The organism is Vreelandella songnenensis (assembly GCF_003002925.1).
Lineage (GTDB): Bacteria > Pseudomonadota > Gammaproteobacteria > Pseudomonadales > Halomonadaceae > Vreelandella > Vreelandella songnenensis.
Genome location: NZ_PVTK01000002.1, coordinates 353,146 through 373,169, shown reverse-complemented (window position 1 = coordinate 373,169; position 20,024 = coordinate 353,146). Strand labels below are relative to the sequence as shown.

The 20,024-nt window shown below is 60.7% G+C and carries 15 protein-coding genes; 4 read left to right on the top strand and 11 right to left on the bottom strand.

The window, feature by feature from the left end; genetic code table 11:
* Positions 1 to 2 precede the first annotated feature (2 nt).
* Positions 3 to 1,940 (top strand): M48 family metallopeptidase, encoded by a 1,938-nt coding sequence (locus B0H98_RS06255; protein ID WP_106374198.1) that lies wholly within the window; start codon positions 3 to 5, stop codon positions 1,938 to 1,940.
* 153 nt (positions 1,941 to 2,093) lie between these two features.
* Here B0H98_RS06255 and B0H98_RS06250 read toward each other — a convergent pair whose 3' ends face one another.
* Positions 2,094 to 2,792: an FMN-dependent NADH-azoreductase gene (locus B0H98_RS06250; RefSeq protein ID WP_106374197.1), complete on the bottom strand. Its 699-nt coding sequence runs from the start codon at positions 2,790 to 2,792 to the stop codon at positions 2,094 to 2,096.
* Between the two features lie 115 nt (positions 2,793 to 2,907).
* Here B0H98_RS06250 and B0H98_RS06245 point away from each other — a divergent pair, with 115 nt between their 5' ends.
* On the top strand, positions 2,908 to 3,813 hold the full coding sequence (locus tag B0H98_RS06245) for a LysR substrate-binding domain-containing protein (RefSeq protein WP_106374196.1): 906 nt from the start codon (positions 2,908 to 2,910) through the stop codon (positions 3,811 to 3,813).
* Between the two features lie 111 nt (positions 3,814 to 3,924).
* On the opposite strand, the gene B0H98_RS06240 is transcribed toward B0H98_RS06245, so the two are convergent.
* From B0H98_RS06240 to B0H98_RS06200, 9 genes are all read right to left on the bottom strand, one after another.
* Positions 3,925 to 5,841 (bottom strand): DNA topoisomerase III, encoded by a 1,917-nt coding sequence (locus tag B0H98_RS06240; RefSeq protein ID WP_106374195.1) that lies wholly within the window; start codon positions 5,839 to 5,841, stop codon positions 3,925 to 3,927.
* An 84-nt stretch (positions 5,842 to 5,925) separates the two neighbouring features.
* Positions 5,926 to 6,966: a porin gene (locus B0H98_RS06235; RefSeq protein ID WP_106374194.1), complete on the bottom strand. Its 1,041-nt coding sequence runs from the start codon at positions 6,964 to 6,966 to the stop codon at positions 5,926 to 5,928.
* A gap of 109 nt (positions 6,967 to 7,075) precedes the next feature.
* On the bottom strand, positions 7,076 to 8,488 hold the full coding sequence (locus B0H98_RS06230; protein ID WP_106374193.1) for a histidine-type phosphatase: 1,413 nt from the start codon (positions 8,486 to 8,488) through the stop codon (positions 7,076 to 7,078).
* A gap of 135 nt (positions 8,489 to 8,623) precedes the next feature.
* Positions 8,624 to 9,625 carry a LacI family DNA-binding transcriptional regulator gene (locus B0H98_RS06225; protein ID WP_106374192.1) on the bottom strand — a complete coding sequence of 334 codons (1,002 nt, stop codon included), beginning with the start codon at positions 9,623 to 9,625 and terminating at the stop codon, positions 8,624 to 8,626.
* Positions 9,600 to 10,223: a dual specificity protein phosphatase family protein gene (locus B0H98_RS06220; RefSeq protein WP_106374191.1), complete on the bottom strand. Its 624-nt coding sequence runs from the start codon at positions 10,221 to 10,223 to the stop codon at positions 9,600 to 9,602. Before B0H98_RS06220 ends, B0H98_RS06225 begins: the two co-directional genes overlap by 26 nt.
* Complete coding sequence (locus B0H98_RS06215; protein WP_106374190.1) at positions 10,220 to 11,044, bottom strand: inositol monophosphatase family protein; 825 nt, start codon at positions 11,042 to 11,044, stop codon at positions 10,220 to 10,222. Before B0H98_RS06215 ends, B0H98_RS06220 begins: the two co-directional genes overlap by 4 nt.
* Positions 11,045 to 11,125: 81 nt before the next feature.
* Positions 11,126 to 12,229, bottom strand: coding sequence for an ABC transporter substrate-binding protein (locus B0H98_RS06210; RefSeq protein WP_106374189.1), 1,104 nt, complete (start codon positions 12,227 to 12,229; stop codon positions 11,126 to 11,128).
* 12 nt (positions 12,230 to 12,241) lie between these two features.
* On the bottom strand, positions 12,242 to 13,333 hold the full coding sequence (locus tag B0H98_RS06205; RefSeq protein WP_106374188.1) for an ABC transporter ATP-binding protein: 1,092 nt from the start codon (positions 13,331 to 13,333) through the stop codon (positions 12,242 to 12,244).
* A gap of 2 nt (positions 13,334 to 13,335) precedes the next feature.
* Positions 13,336 to 15,141 carry an ABC transporter permease gene (locus B0H98_RS06200; protein WP_106374187.1) on the bottom strand — a complete coding sequence of 602 codons (1,806 nt, stop codon included), beginning with the start codon at positions 15,139 to 15,141 and terminating at the stop codon, positions 13,336 to 13,338.
* A 308-nt stretch (positions 15,142 to 15,449) separates the two neighbouring features.
* Between B0H98_RS06200 and B0H98_RS06195 the strand changes: the two genes are divergently transcribed.
* Complete coding sequence (locus B0H98_RS06195; RefSeq protein WP_106374186.1) at positions 15,450 to 16,682, top strand: ABC1 kinase family protein; 1,233 nt, start codon at positions 15,450 to 15,452, stop codon at positions 16,680 to 16,682.
* 112 nt (positions 16,683 to 16,794) lie between these two features.
* A complete protein-coding gene (locus tag B0H98_RS06190) occupies positions 16,795 to 18,612 on the top strand; it encodes an SEC-C domain-containing protein (RefSeq protein ID WP_106374185.1) in 1,818 nt (605 codons plus the stop codon).
* 19 nt (positions 18,613 to 18,631) lie between these two features.
* On the opposite strand, the gene B0H98_RS06185 is transcribed toward B0H98_RS06190, so the two are convergent.
* Entirely contained in the window at positions 18,632 to 19,993 is a 1,362-nt protein-coding gene (locus B0H98_RS06185) for an AmpG family muropeptide MFS transporter (RefSeq protein WP_106374184.1), read from the bottom strand.
* Positions 19,994 to 20,024: the final 31 nt, after the last annotated feature.

Below are 20,024 nucleotides of genomic sequence, written 5' to 3'. Positions count from 1 at the left end.
GCATGGATTTTTTTACTGCTCAAGACAATGCTCGTCGCCGAACAGGGCTCCTCGTCGTTTTGCTGATTCTGGCCGTGCTGGCCTTGATTATCGTAACGACGCTGGCGTTTGTCATTGCCCTCTATTTTCTGTTCGACCTTACCTTGAACCACGATGTTTCGCTCATAGCGGTGCTCTCGGGAGGGATACCACTCTTTGGGCCCTGGATTGCCGCCTTCGTGCTGGCGCTTGTGGTGCTGGGAGGGCTGTATAAACAGTTGCAACTGAGTCGTGGCGGCAAGGTGGTGGCCACGTCGCTTGGCGGTCGTGAGATCGCGCCGGATTCCAAGCTTGACGATGAACGTCGTATCCTAAACGTAGTGGAGGAAATGGCGATTGCTGCGGGTATGCCGGTGCCGCCTGTCTATCTTTTGGATGAGCCTGGTATCAATGCCTTTGCGGCTGGCCACAATACTGGCGATGCGGTCATTGGTATTACGCAAGGCGCCATTAAGCACCTTTCACGCGATGAGCTTCAGGGCGTGATAGCCCATGAGTTTAGCCATATCCTTCACGGTGACATGCGCTTGAATTTGCGTTTGGTGAGCGTGTTGCATGGCGTTCTTGTGATTGGTCTTCTGGGTAACGGGCTAATGCGAAGCATGCGTTACGGCCCGCGTATTAAAACCAGCAAAGGCAAGAACCCGGGGGCAGTGATTGTTTTTCTGGCAGCGGCGCTGATGTTGATCGGCTTTGCGGGCACGTTCTTCGGCAACTGGATCAAGGCTGCTGTCAGCCGGCAGCGGGAGTACCTGGCCGATGCATCGGCTGTGCAGTTTACTCGCCATCCTGAAGGAATCGGCAATGCCTTGATCAGGATTGGCCTCAATGCCGAGGGGTCACGTCTTGAAGCTCCGCAGGCAAGCCAGTTCAGTCACTTGTACTTTAGTCAGGCCATGCGTCAGAACTTCATGGCCACCCACCCGCCGTTGAAGGATCGTATCAGGCGTGTCATGCCGGGCTGGAACGGCCAGTTTGATGCAGCGCGGCTTGACCGAAAACCTCAAGGCGATACCGCTAAGGTAGATAGGGCATCCAAGGCATCTTTCACGGGCAACGAATTTACCACCACGGGCGCTGCCGCGCTGACCGGAGTGTCGGCACGAGCGGCTATTGCTTCGATGGGGCAGCCAGGGCCTCGTCATCTGGCACAGGCTCAATCCACCCTTGAGGCGTTGCCCAGACGACTCAAGAACGCCGCGCAAGATTATCAAGCCGTGCGCGCTTTGATGTACGGGCTGTTGCTTAGCCAGGACACACAGGTGCGTAAGCATCAGTTGGCATCACTTGAACAGTCGGCCATGCACGGGGTATATCCAGCTGTCATGAGCTATGCCGGTGAGGTGCTGATGTTGAAAGAGCAGTTTCGTTTACCCTTGGTAGAGCTTGCCTTGCCCGCGTTAAAAAACCTCACGACGGATGAGGCAGTGCACTTTCGCCAGTGCCTGAAGCAACTGATCAATGCCGATGGTCAGGTCAGCCTGTTCGAATGGACGCTGTATCACTGGCTTGTCCACCACCTGGGGCTGGCGCGCAAGGAGCAAGTCCCGGCGACACGCAGACTCAAGGTGCTTCAGCAGGAGTGCCAAGTACTGCTAAACGTGTTGGCTAACGCAGGGCAAGATGACCCTGTTGAAGTGAGCGCTGCGTTGAAAGCGGCTGCTAGAGAGTTGCCCTTTGAGTTGAATGCACAACCCATTGCCATCGGCGATATGCAGGCGCTAGGCCAAGCAGTCAGTAAATTACGCCGCTTGTTGCCCCAGCATAAGCATACGCTGCTGCAGGCCATGGCCCGCTGCATCGAGCACAGCGGGCAGATAAAGCCCGCAGAAGCCGAGCTGTTTCGCGCCACCGCCGACATGCTGGATTGTCCGGTGCCGCCTTTGTTGGTGGAACAGTGATGGATCACATCATTACGGACGCTTTCCTTGAGTGCTGATCCCTAGCACTCATTGACCAAGTTCAAGCAGGGCTCAAGTAAGTATCGAGGCGCGAATATCCCAGGATTAGGGATTTCGCACCTCTCGCGATGGCTCTCTAGAGCAGAAGTGCCGTCATGCCGGCTCGCTGCCAGCAGTACCTAGTGCCCTCTGCAACTCATCTACCAGCTGTGTCACCTTACGCCGCGCGCGCGCAATCGATTCTTTCAGCACCTTGCCTCCTACTTCCTGTCCCTCGATCGCGATGGTATGAATCCGGGTGATCCCGACGAACCCGAGCGCGGCGACAAGATTGGGCTCCAGATGGTTCATATGCGCCATGGCTTCCCCCGGGCCCATATTCATGCCGCCTCTGGCAACGAGAATGACGGCATGCCGTTCTCGCTCCGTGAGTTTTGGAGCATAAGGGTCATGCAGATTGCTCTTGTCGACCCCGACCGTTCGCTCGGCCCTGATGATCTGATCGACCCACGCCTTGAGGCTGGCGGGCATGCCAAAGTTGTAGAGCGGCGTTCCAATCACCAGGATAGTGGACGCTATCAGCTCATCGACCAGTGCATCGCTTTCCGCGAGCGCTTCTTTCATCCACGGCGCGCGTTTGTCTTCCGGTGTAAAAGCCGAAGCGATCCAGTCGTGGCTAATGAACGAAGGTGGGCACTGGCCTATATCGCGATAAGTGACGGCGTCCTGCGGGCGGCTTGACTGCCACTGACGGACAAAGTGCTGGGACAGGTAACGGCTGTGCGAGCCGTGGTGATCCGTTCCCGCGAGTCCGGGGCGGGCGCTGGCATCGATATGCAGAATACGTGACATGAAGCGTCTCCTTTAAGCTGAATTCATCTATGCTTGACAACGGCTTCAGCTTAGGGCCATGTAAATAGCGCGACAAACGATCTTTTTTGCCGGTATAGATGAGTAAAACTCACTTATGACTTCGCGACGCTTACCCTCGCTTTCAGCCCTTCGCGCGTTTGAAGCGGCTGCTCGCCATGAAAGTGCCAAGCAGGCGGCGCTGGAGCTCTCGGTGACGGCCACGGCCATCAGCCATCAGATTCGCGGGCTTGAAGCGGCGCTGGGCGTGGCGCTGTTCTTGCGCCGACCCAGGCGGCTTGAGTTGACGCCGCAAGGGCGTGAGCTGGCGCGGGTGCTGGAAGTCTCTTTCGACAGCATCAGTAGTACCATTGCGCGATTGAGCGCCTTGCCCGAACGGCAGAGTGTGACACTTACGACCACACCGGTGGTGGCGGTACGCTGGCTACTGCCCTGGGTTTACCAGCTGCGGGAGGCCTATACCGACATCGACCTGCGTATTCATGCTACCCATGAGCCGGTGGCGCTGGATGGCGTCACGGCGGACATGGCCATCCGCCACGGTGATGGCCGCTGGCCGGGCCTTTCTGCCGAGAAGCTTTTTGATACCACCTTGATTCCCGTCTGCAGCCCGCAGCTTGTTCAACAAGCTGGCAAGGATCCATGCAGGTACCCGTTGATCCATTTTCGACCGCAGGGGGTATTCATATCGCCCACGGATTGGCCGGGTTACCAGAAGATTGCCCAGATTCCAGGATTGAATGTCGGGGCCGGACTGGCGTTCTCCGATGAAAGCCATGCCATCGCAGCGGCGGTGGCTGGGCAGGGGGTCATGCTGATGAGCCGCCAATTGGTCGAGGATGAATTAGCCGATGGGCGCTTGGTACATCCTTTTGGCCCTGAGCTTGAAGACCACGCCTTCTTTCTGGTTTACCCAAAAAGCCGGCGTGATGATTCAACGGTTCTGGCCATCCGAGACTGGGTAAGGGCAGTGCCTGGAAGGCTATCAGCTCCTTCGGAATAACTTGCCTATTTATACCGTTATCTTGTATTCAGTGTAGAGCAATTACCCAACAGTGGTGGCCTTACAATTGTTAGAGAGAAATGCGTAGAGCATATTGCGTACTGCTCGGTCTCAGCTTCTGGTTTTCCTTGCAGTCGACGTTCTCTTTTTCGTATAGCGCTTTTTCGGCTTGGCCGCACGCTTGGCCGGGCCTGCGGCTGCGCCCTCGGCGGTTTGCAGGCTTCGCCTGAGCTTGTCCGCATCGCTTTGGCCAAGCAGAGCGCGAAGATCTTCCAGCAAGGCCTGCTGAAAGGCGCCCGGGTGATCCTGCTGCTCGGAGATGGCGCGCAGGCGCTGCTCCCATAGCGCGGTGCGCTCCGGCGTGCTGACTGCGCTGGGCAAGGCAGCGATCAGCGCGCAGCCGAGCTTGGTGGCGCGCAGGGCTTTTTGCTGGCGCACCAGGTACCCGCGTTGCACCAGGGTTTCGATGATACCGGCGCGCGTGGCTTCGGTGCCCAGGCCGTCGGTGTCGCGCAGGGTGCGTCGCACGTTAGGGTCGTCCACATAGCGGCCGATGTTCATCATTGCCTTGATGAGGCTTGCATCGGTAAACGGCTCTGGCGGGCGAGTCTCTTTCTCTTCCACCCCGGCGCCCAGTGCCTGGCAGGGCTCATGCTGGGTAAGCGTGGGCAGGGGCGGGGTTTCTTCTCTGGTAGTGAACAGCGGCTTCCAGCCCGGGTCCAGAATGCTCTGGCCGCGGGCGCGGAAGGCCTCGTTCAGCAGGGTGAACTCAGCCTTGACTTCAAAAGTGCGCAAGGGGCGGTAGAACTGCGCCATCACGTTGCGTACCACCAATCGAAAGACGTGGCCCTCGGTGGCCGAGAGCTGGCTGAAATCCGCCGGTTTGCCGGTAGGTGCCAGCGCATGGTGGGCGCCTACCTGCTTGTCGTTCCAGGCTTTGGAACGCAGCGTGAAATCAGCGCCTTGCAGCCACTGCCTGAGCGTGGCGTCATTCTGGCAGGCGCCGCTAAGACTCTGCCTGGCAAGCTGAAGATGCTCTTCGGGCAGATAGCGGCAGTCCGAGCGCGGGTAGGTAATCAGCTTGTGCTGCTCGTAAAGGCGCTGGCAGATATCCAGCACCATCTGCGCGGATAGTCCATGGCGGCGGGCGGCGTCTACCTGAAGCGCCGATAGGGAGTAGGGCAGCGGCGGCGCCTGGCGTTTTTCCTGCTGTTCGAGGGTCGTCAACTGGCCTGAAGCGCCGGGCAGACTTGCCGCCAGGGCGTCGGCGGGGGCGCGGTCGATCAGACGGCCCTGATCATCCAGGGGCTGATTTTCCCTGGGTGCCCACCAGGCGCGCAGCTGGCCGTTGGCTACCTTGAGATCCACCCAGAGCGGGTAAAACGGGTGCGGCTTGAAATCGCGAATGGCGTTATCGCGGCGCACGATCAGCCCCAGCACCGGGGTTTGCACCCGGCCCACGGAAAGCACGCCGTCAAAGCCCGCCTGGCGGCCGGTCAGCGTCCAGGCGCGGGTCAGATTGATCCCGTACAGCCAGTCGGCTCGTGAGCGCGCTTGTGCAGCTTGAAACAGCGGCTGAAATTCGGCGTTGGGGCGTAGCTGGGCGAGCGCTCGGGTAACGGCGGGGCGGTTGAGATCGCTGATCAGCAGGCGTTGAACCGGGCCGCGGTACTTGAGGTGCTCGATCACTTCCTGCACCAGGAGCTGGCCTTCGCGGTCCGGGTCGCCGGCATGCACTACGCTGGTCGCCTGCTTGATCAGCTTGCGAATGACGGCCAGCTGGCCGCGCGCCTTGGGGCGCGGGGCCAGTTTCCAGGTGCCGGGCACGATGGGCAGGCGGTCGAGGCGCCACTGCTTGTCGGCGGGGTCGTAGGCTTCCGGTGGGGACTGTTCGAGCAGATGGCCCAGACACCAGGTCACGGTGGTATCACCGCACACGATGGCACCTTCCTGGCGTCTGGGGCTGCCCGGCAGCGCTTCGGCAATGGCCCGGGCAAGGCTGGGTTTTTCGGCGATAATCAAGCGCATGCGCAGCGTGGCCTTAACGTCTGTTCGAGATGCCCTATAGTAGCAGAGCCGTGCCGGGCATCAGAAGTCAGGCCACGCGGGCGTCTAGAACTTGACCTCGATCCCCATGCCGTATAGGTCGTCCCGGCGCTGGCCATCCACGCGCAGGCGATCAACGTTGTACTCGGCGTATACCTTGGCTCGCGGCATCAGTTGATAGGATACTCCGAAGACGACTTCATCGACCCGAGTGCCCTCATCGGCCAGGTCGTCTTCGCCTTTTTCATTGTTGTAACCCACCATGAAAAGCGCTCTGCCTAGCTCGTAGGCGGCGGCCAGTTCATAGAAGTGCGAGGAAAACTCCTGATCGTCGGCGGCCGTCATGCGCTTGTAGCCGTTGATGGCGCCCACGTAGAACGGATCGAAGCGCCATCCCACCCCCAGCCCCCAGCTGGTCATGTCGCCCAGCGTGTCGGTGCTGCCTTGAAAGCTCTGGCGTTCGTAGGCCCCCACGAAATCGATCTCCGACTCGGTGGTATAGCGTGCCGAGAAGCTGTACTGGTAGTCGCGGTCGCCGGCGCTGGTTTCGCGCGGGCGGCGCTCATCTTCGAAGACGTAGCTTCCGCGCAGGTCCCAGTTGCCGATATCGTAGCCGATGGTCAGCTGGTCATCCTTCTTGCTATCGAAGGGCTTGATGCCATTGATCTTGTTGTCGTTGGCGGAGGAGCCAAACAGCTCGAAGATATCGGTGACATCCACCAGTTGACTGGTCGAGCTCTTGGTGCGGCCAATGGCCATTTCCAGCTGGTCCAGGTAACGAAACCCGAGCCAGGCGTAGCGCACGTCGAGGCTATCGGTCTTGGCATCATTTTCGTCTTCGGCATTGAGCTGCCACTCAAGCTTACCCAGCAGGTCGATTTCATCGGTGAAGTGGTAGCGAAACTGGGTTCCCAAGCGTGCCTTGCCGTCACCGCCGAAGTTGAGGCGTTGAGCCGGGTTCTGTTTATCATATTTAAACGCGCCCGCTTCGTACTGAAGCTTGCCGGTCAGGTCGATCCGCACTTCCTCGTTTTCAAACACGGCGGCGGCTTGCGCCGTTTGAAAAGCGGCCATGGAAAGCGCGGTAACAAGCATCAATTTCTTCATTTCTTCGATCCTTACAAAAAGTTCAGGCAGTCACTGGCCGCTCCTTTAATCGCAGGATTAAAAGAGGGTGTGTTTTCAATGTGTTAAAAAAGTGAAGGGCGTTTACGACCTAGAAGTCGTTTTCGAGCGCCTCGATGTCTTCATCCAGCGTGTTGCTCAACGCAATGCCGCTGTCATTGACCTTGGCGATGTAGTACGCCTTGACGCTTTCCCAGTCGTAGTAGGGGTATTGCTCGGTCGGGAGAGGGAAGGCTATCTCGCGCTCGTTATGCAGCATCTTGACCAGGGGGTCGCCGCCGTTGTCGTTCTCGAAAAGAATCCACTGAATGTTGGCGGCCATTGCCGTGATGTCCTTGCCGGCCCAGCTGGCGCTGACCTGGGCCGGGTCGTCCTGGCTCTCATCGGCACCTTCGATCTGCAGGTACGCGGCAAGAGGCATGATCAACTCCGCATGAGTGAAGTTGAAGATGCCGCTTACGCTATCCTTCTTAAGTGCTTCGTCGGTCGAGGTGATCAGTTCCTTGACCATGGGGGCTGCGATTTCCCGGGGCAGGTCGCTGCTCGTAAGCGAAGGGCCCTTGGCGTAGAAGGTCTCCATCAAGTCGAGGTCTTCATACCAGGCCAGCTGCTCTTCGCTGAAGTAGCGGCCGAAATCGAACTCCCCCTCGCGCACGATGTTGGGCGAAATGATATAGAGCTGGTAAAGGTTGTTGGCGGCGTCCGTGGGCGTGGCGAGAGCGACGCGCCCCTTGGCGTCCTCAAGTGCCAGCTCGCCGCGCTCGAGCTCGGCGTAGAGTTCGTCATCAATGAACTGGGTGACGATATCTCGGGCGAAGGTGGCGGTTTCACTTTGCGCGTCAAGGAAGGCGTTGATGACCGCCTGCCACTCGCCGTCGCTCTTGTAGTCGCCATAGCGGGCGGCCAGGTCGTAAGGGCGCAGATAAGGGTCGCGGCCCTTGGCGTACTGGCGGGCGTCGATGGGCGGCGTCGCCTCGCCCAGCGCACTTTGCAAGCCACTTAAAAAGTGGTCGCGGCTTTGAGGTGTGCGGTCCTTGTAGGTGGCGTGGGCGATGATCGGCTGGCCGTCCTCGAAGGCCTCGGGGAAGCGCTCGGCCAGGCGCTCGCCGATAGCGTGAAGCTCCTCGCCACCGAGCATCGAAAGCTCGCCGTAGACGTCTTCCTGAACCGCGATCAGCTGGGCTACTTCCTGCTTCAATGTGTACCCGGCGTCGGTGAGCTGACCGCGCGCCTCGGCAATGCTCAGCAGCTCGAAAAGCGTCTTGTCGTACTTGGCGCTGGAAAGATGGCGCGAACCGTGTCGGCCCACGTACTGGACCAGCACCGGGCGATATCCCGGCGGGGCGGGCGTGAACTCGGTAGGAACGTAGCGATAGGGCGTTTTTGTGCTGTAGTGCGTAGCGTCCGGCGCGCTGGCGTCCGTGGCCAGGGCTGGCGTGGCGGCCAGCCAGCCGGCGGCGGCGAAAGCGACAGCGCCAAGGTAGCGGTTCGTCGTGGCTTGCATTGGTGTTCTCCTGGTGGAAAGTTGGTCAGTTCGCGTCAAAAGGCACGTTTAAAAGGCACAAAGAGGCCCCTTCGCCCGAAGTAGGGCGAATAAAATCAGAGTGTTGCTGTATCAGGCGCGTTAGCGGGTGAGGTTTCAGCCCGGGCGAATGGTGCTCCGCCACACGGGCTGGGCAGGCAGCTGAATCATCTGGCTGATGACATCCTCATCTGCCAGCTGCTTGACAATGCATGCCGCGATTTCCTCCACCGGGTGATGAAAGGTGGTCAGTTCATAGCTTTGCCAGCTGGCCTGCTCGATGTTATCGAAGCCCATGACGCACAGGTCTTGCGGAATATCGAGCTTGAACGACTGGCGCGCGGTGTCCAGAAAACCACACGCCAGCAGGTCGGTGGTGCAGAGCACGGCATCCGGCCGCTGTGAACGGGCAAGCAGCGCTCTAGCGGCGGCCTGGCCCGTGGCGTACTGGGTGGGACCTTCCCGCACGGTGGTTATCGAAAGCCCCGCTTCATTCACCGCTCGGGTAAAAGCCTGTTCCCGGGCTAGCAGGCTTGGCGTGCAGGCGGTGGAGGTTACCAGTCCAAAAGAGCGGCATCCCACCCGGTAAAACAGCTCGAAGGCTTCCTGCATGGCGGATTCGTGGTCGAGTGTGATATGCACCGGGCCGCTGAATTCGTGACCGCGGTTGACCAGCACCACCCGCAGCCCGCTTTGAATACAGGTTTGCACCAGAGATTCTGCAGGCGCGCCGGATAACACCACGATGGCGCTCGCCCGGTACTTCAATGCCTGATGCAGGGCGCCTTCCACGGCTTCGGGCTCGCCGGACGTGTTGATCAACATGACGGCCCGGCCCAGCGCCTGGATGTGCCGGCTGACCGCTTCCAGCAAGCTCGAGAGAAACGGCGATGAGAGGTGATCGCCTACCAGGCAGACCGGGCGCGAGCTCTCCTGGGAGAGGCCGCGGGCCAGGTGATTGACGTGGTAGTTGAGCTCGGCTGCCGCTGCAAGCACCTTGCGACGCGTCTCTTCCGAGACGCTGGCACCGTCGGTAAAGGTGCGTGATACCGCCGAACGCGACACGCCGGCCAGGCGTGCGACCTCTTCAGCACTAGCAAACTTGCGTGAGCTGCTCATCGGGTGCCTCTTGGAGTAATTGCTTTATCTGCCGGGCCGCGATGCGGGCGGCATCGAACAGCTCCGGTTTGGGAGTTTCAAACCACTCATCCGGATGCAGCTGGCGCTCCTGGCGCACATGGGCCACGGCGCTTTCAAGCGTTGGGTAGCGGTTGGGCAGTTCCAGATGCAGAAACAACGATACCAGCGTGACCGAGCGGCTGCGCCCGCCGCGACAATGCACCATCACATTGCCTTTTTCGCGCAATGGGTAGGAGGGCTTGTCCGGCATGACCTGGTCAAGCGCGGCTCTGAGAATGAAATAGGCGGCCAGCATCTGTTCGTGCGGGTTACCCGGGCCGTCGATCATGCCGATCTTGTAATACCGAAACCTGCCAGGCCCTTGAATCAAGCCGTTGGGCGTAGGAGGAATACTCGTGTCCACCAGGTTGATATCCAGATTGACGGCGCAGTTGATCACCGTGGTAATACCATTTTCTTCAAGCAGTGCCGGGCTGCTGGCGGCCTGGCTATCGCCGATATAGAGCGCCACGTTACGCCCGGGCAGGTTGGGCTCGATCAGACTCATGGGCGGGCGCGGATAGTGATGTTTGGTCATGCGATGTCAAGCTCTTCAAGTTGGCTGTAATGGGTAAGGGAATCCGCGATGTGCGGCGCCGCCGCTAGCACCGCGCCGCCCGTGCTCAGAGTGCCGGAAAGGGAAAGGTAGGGGCGTGTCACGCCACCCGCTTCACGCACCAGTAAAAGCCCGGCCAGGCTGTCCCAGGGATGCATATGATGCTCGAGATAACCGTCGATGCGGCCTTCGGCCACCCAGGCCAGGGCCAGCGCGCCGGAGGCGCCGCGGCGAACGTTGGCACCATGGGATAAAAGTGCCGCCTGGGCATTGAGGTAGGTCTGCAGCGCGGTTCGAGTGGACCAGCCCATTTCAATGGTCGCGGTGGTGAAGTCGCGGGTGGCGGCTACCTGAATGGCCTCGGCGTTTTTATAGGCGCCCTTGCCGCGCTGGGTGAAATAGAGCTCCTCAGTGCACGGGTTGAAAATGGCGCCCAGCTGGGTCTTGCCGCGGTCGATAAACGCGATGCAGACACAGAAGTGAGGAATGCCTCTGGCGTAGTTGGCCGTGCCATCGATCGGGTCGACGATCCAGGTGGCGTTGCCGTTGACCTGCCCGCCGCACTGCTCGCCGCTACTTTCCTCGCCCATGAAGGCATCGCTGGGAAAGTGCTGTGCAATGGCGGCCTTGATCTCTTGCTCGATGAAGGTATCGGCCTCGGTCAGGAAATCCTGGTGGCCCTTGAGCGTGTAGAGCCCCGGCGTACGCGTTTCGAAAAGATGGCGTGCTTTCAGGCCAGTGCGGTGAATCATGTCCTTCAAGAACTCCGCGCGGGCCTCAAGCTCATGGGGCAGAATCGGCATAGCTATCCTTATAGAGTGCAGCGTGAACGCAGGTATTGTTGTTAACGGCGATGGTTAATGGTGATAGTTAATGGCGATGGGTCAACGGCGATAGTTCAGCATCCAGAGTTCCTGCCAATCCTGGCGGTTTTCCCAGTCATCGATGGCCGTATCCGGGGAGTAATCAAACAGCTGCGCTTTAAGCGCCCCAATGCCGGAAGGCTCGCTGGCCGGTAGCGCAATGTTGGAGCGGGTCGAAATTTTCCCGTCCTGCGCCTGGGGGGCGATGCCTTCTTCGGTCAACAGGTAATACAAGAAGAGCTTGGCAGCATTGGGGCTTTGGGTGCCACTGGCAATAAGGCCAATGGAGGGGTAGGTCCAGCCAAGCCAGGGGTCGAGGCCTTCGCAGATGCCAAGCGTCATGCCGTTGGCATTGTCACGAAACTTGGCGGTGCTGGTTAAGCCGATAAAACTGTCCTGCTGATCCGGGGAGGCCACGGCTTCTGCGGCGTTGGAATCCGAGTCGGTCAGCAGTGGCGCGTTGGCGGCCAAGGCCTTTACCCAGGCCGCAGTGGCACTCTCCTCGGAATCGTCGAGCGGGTGGCCATAGCGTGCTTCAAAGGCGGCCGCCATTGCCTCATCGCCGTGCTGGGCCATCTGGTTGAACCAGTCCACGTAGGAGGGCTTGCCCAGCGGATCCTGCATGGCAACGCGACGCGCCCACTCGGGCTCGGTCAACTCCCAAAGGTTGGCGATAGGGCAGCTGTCGTGAAGCGCGGTGCTGTAGGTCCATACGTTGGGCGCCATGACGATGGCCAGCGGGTCGCGATAGCGCTCGCTGATAGTGTCGGCCAGCGCTTCGGGAAACCAGTTGACCGCAAAGCCGGTATCCAGCAGTTGGGCGACCGCCGCCGGCGCATCGGCCAGTATTGCCACATCGGTTTGGATGTTGCCCGCCTGGGCCTCGCGAATGATGCGTTCCAGCGTGTGCGGCGCCTTCGATTTCACCCCTTCTGCCTGAACGCCGTACTTGCGTGTAAAGCCTTCGGCCTGCTCGATGATCTTGCCGGTGGAGTCGTAGACCGTGATCGCGGGCTCCTGGCGGGCAGCTTCGATCAGCTCATCGATCGCGCTGGATTCGCCAGCCCACGCCGCGGGTGCTGAGGCTAGGCTGATGGCAATGGCAAGTCGTGATAGAGAACGCATGGATAAACCCTTTTAAACGGCATGCATGAAGGAAGTGGGGACGGCGTTGTGATAAGCCGTATGCTCAAGGCGGCTGCCGGCTGCGTCGAACAGGTGCACATGCTGGGGCTGAATCTGGCAGTAGGTATGTTCACCCGCCTGTACCTGGGGCCTGATCTGGGTCGAGAGCTGCAGACACTGGCCCTCTATTTCCATATCCAGCACCCAGCTTCCGCCGGTCGGCATGATGCCCCGCACCTTGGCAGGCAGCGTATGGGCAGTGGCGTCAGGCGCCAGGTGGATATCTTCCGGGCGAATTCCCAGCATGTGCGTATTCGGCTGGCGGGCGAGTCGGCCTCCCAGCGCGGTATCCGCTGCTACCTGATTGATCGGCGGGTTGCCGATAAACTCGGCCACGAAGCGGTTGGCCGGACGCGCGTAGATATCGTCCGGGCTGCCTACCTGCTGCAACTGGCCCTTGCTCATGACGGCAATGTTGGTGGCCAGGGTCATGGCTTCCCACTGGTCGTGGGTGACAAACAGAATGGTGGTATCAAACGCTTGGTGTAGCCGTTTGAGTTCAGCACGCATCTCCAGGCGCAAGGAGGCATCAAGGTTGGAGAGTGGCTCATCGAGCAGCAGTACCTTCGGTTTCAATACCATCATGCGGGCGAGGGCTACGCGCTGCTGCTGTCCGCCGGAAAGCTGTGAAGGGTAGCGCTTGGCGTAACCGGCTATGCCCAGTTTCTCCATCACCTCCCCGGTGCGGGCGCGGCGTTCGCGCTCGGAAAGCTTGCGCAGCCGCAGACCAAACTCGATGTTCTGCTCGACCGTCATGTGCGGCCATAGCGCGTAGCTCTGAAATACCAGGCCCAGGCCGCGCTTTTCCGGCGCCACGAAACAGCCGCTCTGCGGTGAATCAACCAGCTGGTCGCCGATGTAAAGCCGCCCGTGGCTCAGGTGCTCGAGGCCTGCAATCATGCGTAGCATCGTGGTCTTGCCGCAGCCTGACGGGCCCAGCAGGCACATGAAGTCACCGCTTGGAATATGCAGGTCGACATTCTGAACCGCGGTTGCCTGTTGGCTGTACTGCTTGGAAATGGCGTCTAACGTGATGGTAGGCATGACTAGCTCTCCAGGCCTTGGGCGAGGCCCGTCTTGGTTAATTTCTGGGTCAGCACCGTGCCGCCCCAGGCGAGCAGGGCAATCATCAGCACAACGGCGTTGGCCGCCTGGGTGTAGTTGTAATCCACCAGGCGCAGTGAGTAGGTGGTCAGCACTTCGGTGGCCGGTACCGCCAGGATGATGAAAAGGCTCACGCCTTTGATGCCGGAGATAAAGGGCAGCACGATACCCACCACCAGCGCGCCTTTCTGAATGGGCACGATGATGCTGACCATACGCTTGAGCCATGAGGCGCCCGATATCTGGGCAGCTTCTTCGGGCTCTTTACCCAGCTGCGTCATGGCCGATATGCCTGCCCGTGAGGCAAAGGGCATCTGATCGGCAATCAGCGCCAGCATCAGGATCAACGAGGTGCCATAAAGGGCGGGCACCGGGCCGCGCTGTACGGCAAACAGCGACAGAGTGGCTGCAGCGAAGGCAATACCCGGCACGAGATAAGGCATGAAGGTGAGTTGGCGCAGCGTGCTTGCCAGCCACCGCCAGGGCGTGCGCGTGACGACGTAGCCCACCAGTAGCCCGAGCAACCCAGCACAGATGGACGCGGTGCCCACGATGCGCAGGCTGTTCCAGGTGGCCGACCAGAACTCCGGCGTCAATAGAATGCCGTTCGAGAGCGCGATCGTGTCGAGATTGGTGCCGATCCAGTAATCGAGCGTGAAGTTGGAGAGGTTAAAGCGCCCCGGGATACGCATGACGGTGGATAGAAAGAGCGTCATGAGCGGAAGCACCACGCCCACTACAAACAGGCTAGCGGCCAGCAGCGTGGCGGGCAGACGCCAAACGCCAAGTGGGCGCCGACGCTCCATGGCGCCCTTGCCACCCAGCGTGACGAAGCGGCGCGCTTCGCGCATCAGGTACAGGTCGATGGTCAATGTGATACAGCCCAGCACCATGATGGCGCCGGCCAGTACCGAGGCAACGCCGGTCTGGCGCGATGAGATCGCCCTGAACAGCGAGGTGGAGAGCGTATCGTACTGAACGGGTAAGCCAAGGATGTAGGGAACGGCAAACTCGCCCAGGGCATCGGCCAGGATCAGCACCATGGCCGACATCAGCGCCGGGCGCATCAGCGGCAGGATGATGCGAAAGGCAACGGTGGAGCGGCTGGCGCCCAGAATGCGCGCCGAGTCTTCAAGCTGGGAGTCCAGTCGACGCAGGGCGTTGCCGAACAGCAGTATGACCAGCGGAATGTAGTGAAGCGCCAGAATAAGGACCATGGGCACCGGCCCATAGGCCAGCCAGTCGGGCGAAGAGTAGCCCATTGATTCAAGCCACCCCGGCTGCCCGCCCATCGAGCGGTTCTTGAACAGCGTGGTCCAGGCAAGCGCAAAGGTCCACGTGGGGAGCATGAACGGCACGATCAGCGCCGTGGCGAACCAGCCCCGGCCCCAGAGGTTGGTACGGCTTAGAAGCCAGGCCATGACCCCGCCGATCACCATGGCGATGCACATGGCACCGAGCGCCACGCTAAGCGTATTGAACAGCGGCTGCCAGAAGAGGCGTTGTGAAATGGGGGAGGTGAACACGCGCTCAAGATAATAGAGCGTGAAGTTGCCCTGGGGCGTGCCAATCCGGTTTGAATCTCCAAAATTGACGTTGACGGCGTCCATGAGAATGGAGATGACCGGCGCCAGGATGAGATAGCTGAACGTGATAAGCAGGCCAATGCCCAATAGCGTCGCCGGGTCTTTAAGACTGAGCTGTAGCCCCCGTTTCGTGGGGAGTGCTGTAAAGATCCACCCAATCATTGGTTTTCCTCATTAACGCATCAAGTGGCCGATGGCATCGGCTGAATTGATAAGTATTCTAGAGAGGAAAAATGACAGAACGTTTACGTTTTGCACATACGTGCAAAAACTTAATATTGACAATATTTTAATAAAAAACAATTAATTAGCTTTTTTTATAAGTTTGATGCTATTCGCGTACAAGAATTTTATTGCACTTAATTACAGCCAGGGCGATGTACTACTTGACCGTGCCACGGGTTGTATAGGCTACGCTAAGGAGCTAACAGAGGTTTTTGTACCCGGCAGTTACCGAAAAGGATCTTCACATGCGCGAACGCGGCAGAACACGCAGGTTAATGGGCCTGGGCGCACGCACCGGCGGGGCGATGCTCAAGACCCGGCTGGGCGGCCAGGCGGATTGGCGAGCGTTGGGCGAGGCCTTGTTCGAGGGCCTTTCCGAACTCAAGGGCCCGGCCATGAAGATGGCCCAGATGATGTCGCAATGGGATGACCTGCTGCCCCCGGACCTGGCCGAGGAGCTTTCCCGTCTGCAGCGTCAGGCCGAACCCATGCCTTGGCCGCGCATTCGCGAAGCGCTTGTGCTGCAGTACGGCGAGCTTGACGCGCACTTCAGCGAGATCGAAGAGCGCCCGTTTGCCAGTGCCTCCATGGGTCAGGTGCACAAGGCGGTAACGCTTGAAGGCGAAACGGTCGTGCTCAAGGTCCAGTACCCGGGGCTTGCCGATGTGCTGGAGAGCGACCTGGCCCAGGTGCGGCGAATCATGCGCCTGGGGCGCTGGTTCAAGGTGCCCCAGGCGCGTCTGGATGCGATGTTCGAGGAGCTGGCCGCCGGGCTTCGCGACGAGCTGGATTACCAGGCCGAAGCTCGGGCACTTGCCCGCTACCGCGAGCGCTACGCAGATGAGCCACGGCTGGTGATTCCCGAGCCGCTCATGGCGCTTTGCGGGCCCCACGTGCTGGCCATGCGCTTTGTGGATGGTACGCCGCTGCGCGAGCTGGAAAGCGCCGATGACGCCACGCGTCAACAGCTGGCCCAGACCCTGGCTGACTGGATTACCCAAGAGCTGTTCACCTTTGGTGAGCTGCACGCCGACCCCCACGCGGGCAACTTTGCCGCAGATGCGCAGGGGCGGCTCGTGATCTACGATTTCGGCGCGGTGATTCCCGTACCCGCAGCCCGGCTTGATGCCATGATGAAGCTGCTGGAAGCCACCCTCGCGCGGGACCCCATGGCCATGGACGATGCCATGGTTCAAATGGGCGGACGCCAGGGGCAGGGCGCGCCGCTTTCGCTCTACCGCGAGGCCGCCGACAGCATTGCGCCGCTGTTCGAACCCGGCGAGCAGGACTTCAGCGATGTGCGCGTCCACCGCCAGCTGCGTGAACTTTCGCCCAAGGTATGGGCAGCGATGGACCGCCTGCAGCCGCCCGCGGATACGCTGCTGCTTTCCCGGGCGCTGAACGGCCATTACTGGAACCTGGTACGTCTGAAAGCGCGCCTGGATATGCATGAGCGCGTTCAACCGCTTCTAGCCTGACCAACAACGTGTCCGACCCACAACGCAACAGATTGCCGCTGCGGGAGCGCCGTCCTGCGTGATAGACTATGGCGCTTTTTAAACACGCTTTTCAAAGACAGTGGAGACGGCAATGCTAGCGGTATGGGTCGATCAGCTGCTGGGATTTGCCTCTGGGGCACTCTCGGCAATCAGGCAGCAAGAACATTATCCCGATTTCATGACCTGGGTACGGGCCGAAGGCGCGACATCATTTAATGGCGATGTCGCCACCGCCCAGGCGCTGGCCCCCATCTTATGGTCGCAGACGCCGCTTGAGCGGCTGGATTTTGCCAGCGAGTCGCTGGCCACCCCGGGGCGCAACGAACCCTGTTGGTGCGACTCCGGGCGCAAGTACAAGCAGTGCTGCTACCGGGTCGATTTCCCGACGGATATCCCCGAGCAGATGATGTGGATGCTCTCACTGCGCGAATGGAAGGGCGCCACGCTGAAGGCCGCCCTGGAAAGCCGTCAGGCGCCGCCGCAGGCGCTGCTGGAGGCAGGCCTGATTGCCGCCGAAGGTGGTCAGACCGGCCGGGCGATGCAGATTCTCGAATCGCTGTTCGACGGCAGCGACTGGTCGCGGCTGCCCGAGCAGGCTGAGCCCGCCTTCGAGATCCTGCTGGATATCTACCAGGAGCGCGGTTTTACCCGCAAGCGGGCCGACCTGCTGGATGACGTGATGGAGCGCGGGCCGCTGTTCCTGCGCGGCGTGGCCCTTGAACGTCTTTGTCTGATGCACCTGGATAACGATGACCTGGACAGCGCCCGGGCGGCCTTTGTCAAAGCCCAGCAGGCGCTGCCGGATTCGCCGACGCTTGCCTACATCGAAGCCATGCTGCTGCTGCACGAAGGCCACGAAGAGGAAGCCAAGGAGCGCGCCAACTTCTGGTACCGGCGCTTGGTGCGTCAGGGCGGTCTGGACGAGGAGCAGCTGGATTTTCTGGCGGCCCTGGCCGAAAACCCCGGCGCGACCCTTGCCGACCAGCTGCTGAGCGCCGAGGAAGACCTGGCCACCCCGCTGGTTTCCCTGCAGGCGCTGCTGGCGGCATTGCCCACCGCGCCGAAGCTGGATATCACGGTGGACGCCAAGAGCGGTCATCTGCTCTACGCTACCTCGGCCCGAGAGGCCACGCTGTTTGCCGCCTGGCACGAGCAGTTTCAGGTCATGGTAGATGAAGACGTGGCCCTTGGCTTTCGCGATGACCCCTGGGGCAACGCGGTAGAGTGGATGTCGGCACTGTGCGCCCACCCCGAGTGGCTGGATGCGCCGCAGGTCGTGCAAGACCTGACACTTGCGCTTACCAGCCGCTTTGGCAGCCTGCCGTGGATGGCGCCGAGCCTGCTGGAGCCTTTGGCGCTACGCCTTTCGCGCTGGCTTGAGCAGGCACGTGCCGAAGGCGAAGGCAGCCTGTGCTGGGACGATGCCGATAATGCCATGCTGCTGCGTACCGGTCTGGCGCTGGTGGTAGGCATGGAGCGCGGCGCACGCCAGCGCTCCCGCGAACTTGCCGAAGAGCTGCTGGCAATTGACAAGGAAGACAGCCTGGGTCTCAAGGAGCTGGTGCTGGATCAACTGCTGCGCGATGACCGCAACCAGGAAGCACTGGCGCTTTCCGATCAGCAGAACGACGATGGTTCGCTGGTGCTGGGCCTGCTGATGGGCCGGACGCTTGCGCTTTACCGTCTGGGCCAGCAGGAGGAAGCCGAAAAGGCGCTGGGTGAGGTGATGGCCCACAGCCGCCACGCAATTGAGATGATCTGCGCCGAGAAACCGCGCCCGGCCATGCCTCACGCCGATGGCCAGGTCGACCCCGGCTCACGGGCCGAAGCGTGGCAGTACCGCACGCTGATGCGCGATCAGTGGCGCACCACACCGGGTGCGCTCGAGTGGCTGAACGAACACCGCTAGCACTTGGCCCCCAGGCTGCTCAACGCGGCTTGGGGGCGGGCACCAGCTGCTTGTCACGGCTGATCCAGATCGCCAGCACGATGGCCGGCAGGCCGAGTAGCGTGGCAATCACAAAGAAGGTGGCATAGCCCTGCGCCGTGACCACCAATCCTCCAAAGCCGCTTAGAAACTTCCCCGGTAGCGTCATCAATGACGAGAAAAGTGCGTACTGGGTTGCCGTATAGGCCCGCGACGTCAGGCTGGATAAAAAGGCGATAAACACCGCACTTGCCAGGCCGTTGGCCAGGTTGTCGCCGATGATGGTGATCACCAGCATGGGCACCTGGTTGCCGATCAGCGCAAGGGCGGCAAACAGCAGATTGGTCAGCATCACAAAGCCCGCACCAAAGATCAGCAGCGGGCCGATCCCGTAGCGTGCCACCAGAAGCCCGCCCAGCAACCCGCCCAGAATGCTCATCGCGATACCAAAGATATTGGTGACGTTGGCAATGGTGGCCAGCGAAAAGCCGACGTCGATATACAGCGGGTTGGCCATTGAGGCCATGGCCAGGTCGCTTACGCGAAATACCGCGATGAACACCAGAATCCACAGCGCCTTGACGCCGTAACGGCTGAAGAAGTCGGTGAAGGGGCAGACAATGGCGCCAATCGTCCAGGCGCCCAGGCGGCGCAGCACCTTGGGCCTGCCTTGGCTTGCACGAATGAACGCCCGCACCTTGGGCTCATGGATCAGTTGAACGCTGAGCGAGGCGCGCTTGGGTTCCGGACGAACCAGCACGGTAATGAACCCGACGCCCACCAGCGCCGCCATGGTCAGGTACGCCAGATCCCAGGAGGTCGCTGCGGCGATGTACAGCGCGCCTGCGCCGGCCGCCAGCAGCCCGCCCCGGTAACCGATGATATAGGTAGAGGCCATGGCCGCCTGAACGTCATCTTCCGCCGACTCGATGCGGTAGGCGTCTATGGCAATGTCCTGCGTGGCCGAGCCGAACGCGATCAGCAGCGCAAACAGCGCCACCAGGCCAAGATTGCCCACCGGGCTTACGCCGGCAAGCCCGACCAGCCCCGTGGCAATGGTAGCCTGGGCCAGCAGCATCCAGCCCCGGCGCTGCCCAAAGACGCGGGTAAGTATCGGCAGGGCCAGCCGGTCGACCACCGGCGCCCAGAAGAACTTGATCGAGTAGAGCATGCCGATCCAGGCAAAAAAGCCGATGGCGGCAACGTCAACCCCGTCGCTTCTTAGCCAGGCCGAAAGCGTGGAGAACACCAGCAGAAACGGCAGGCCGGCGGAGAATCCCAGAAACAGCATGGTAATGACGGGTGCCCGACAATAGATCGCCAGCGCGGCAAGCCAGCTGCGCTGAGGTAACGGGGTGGGCATATGGTTCGACTCCAAAAGACGTTGGCGTAGG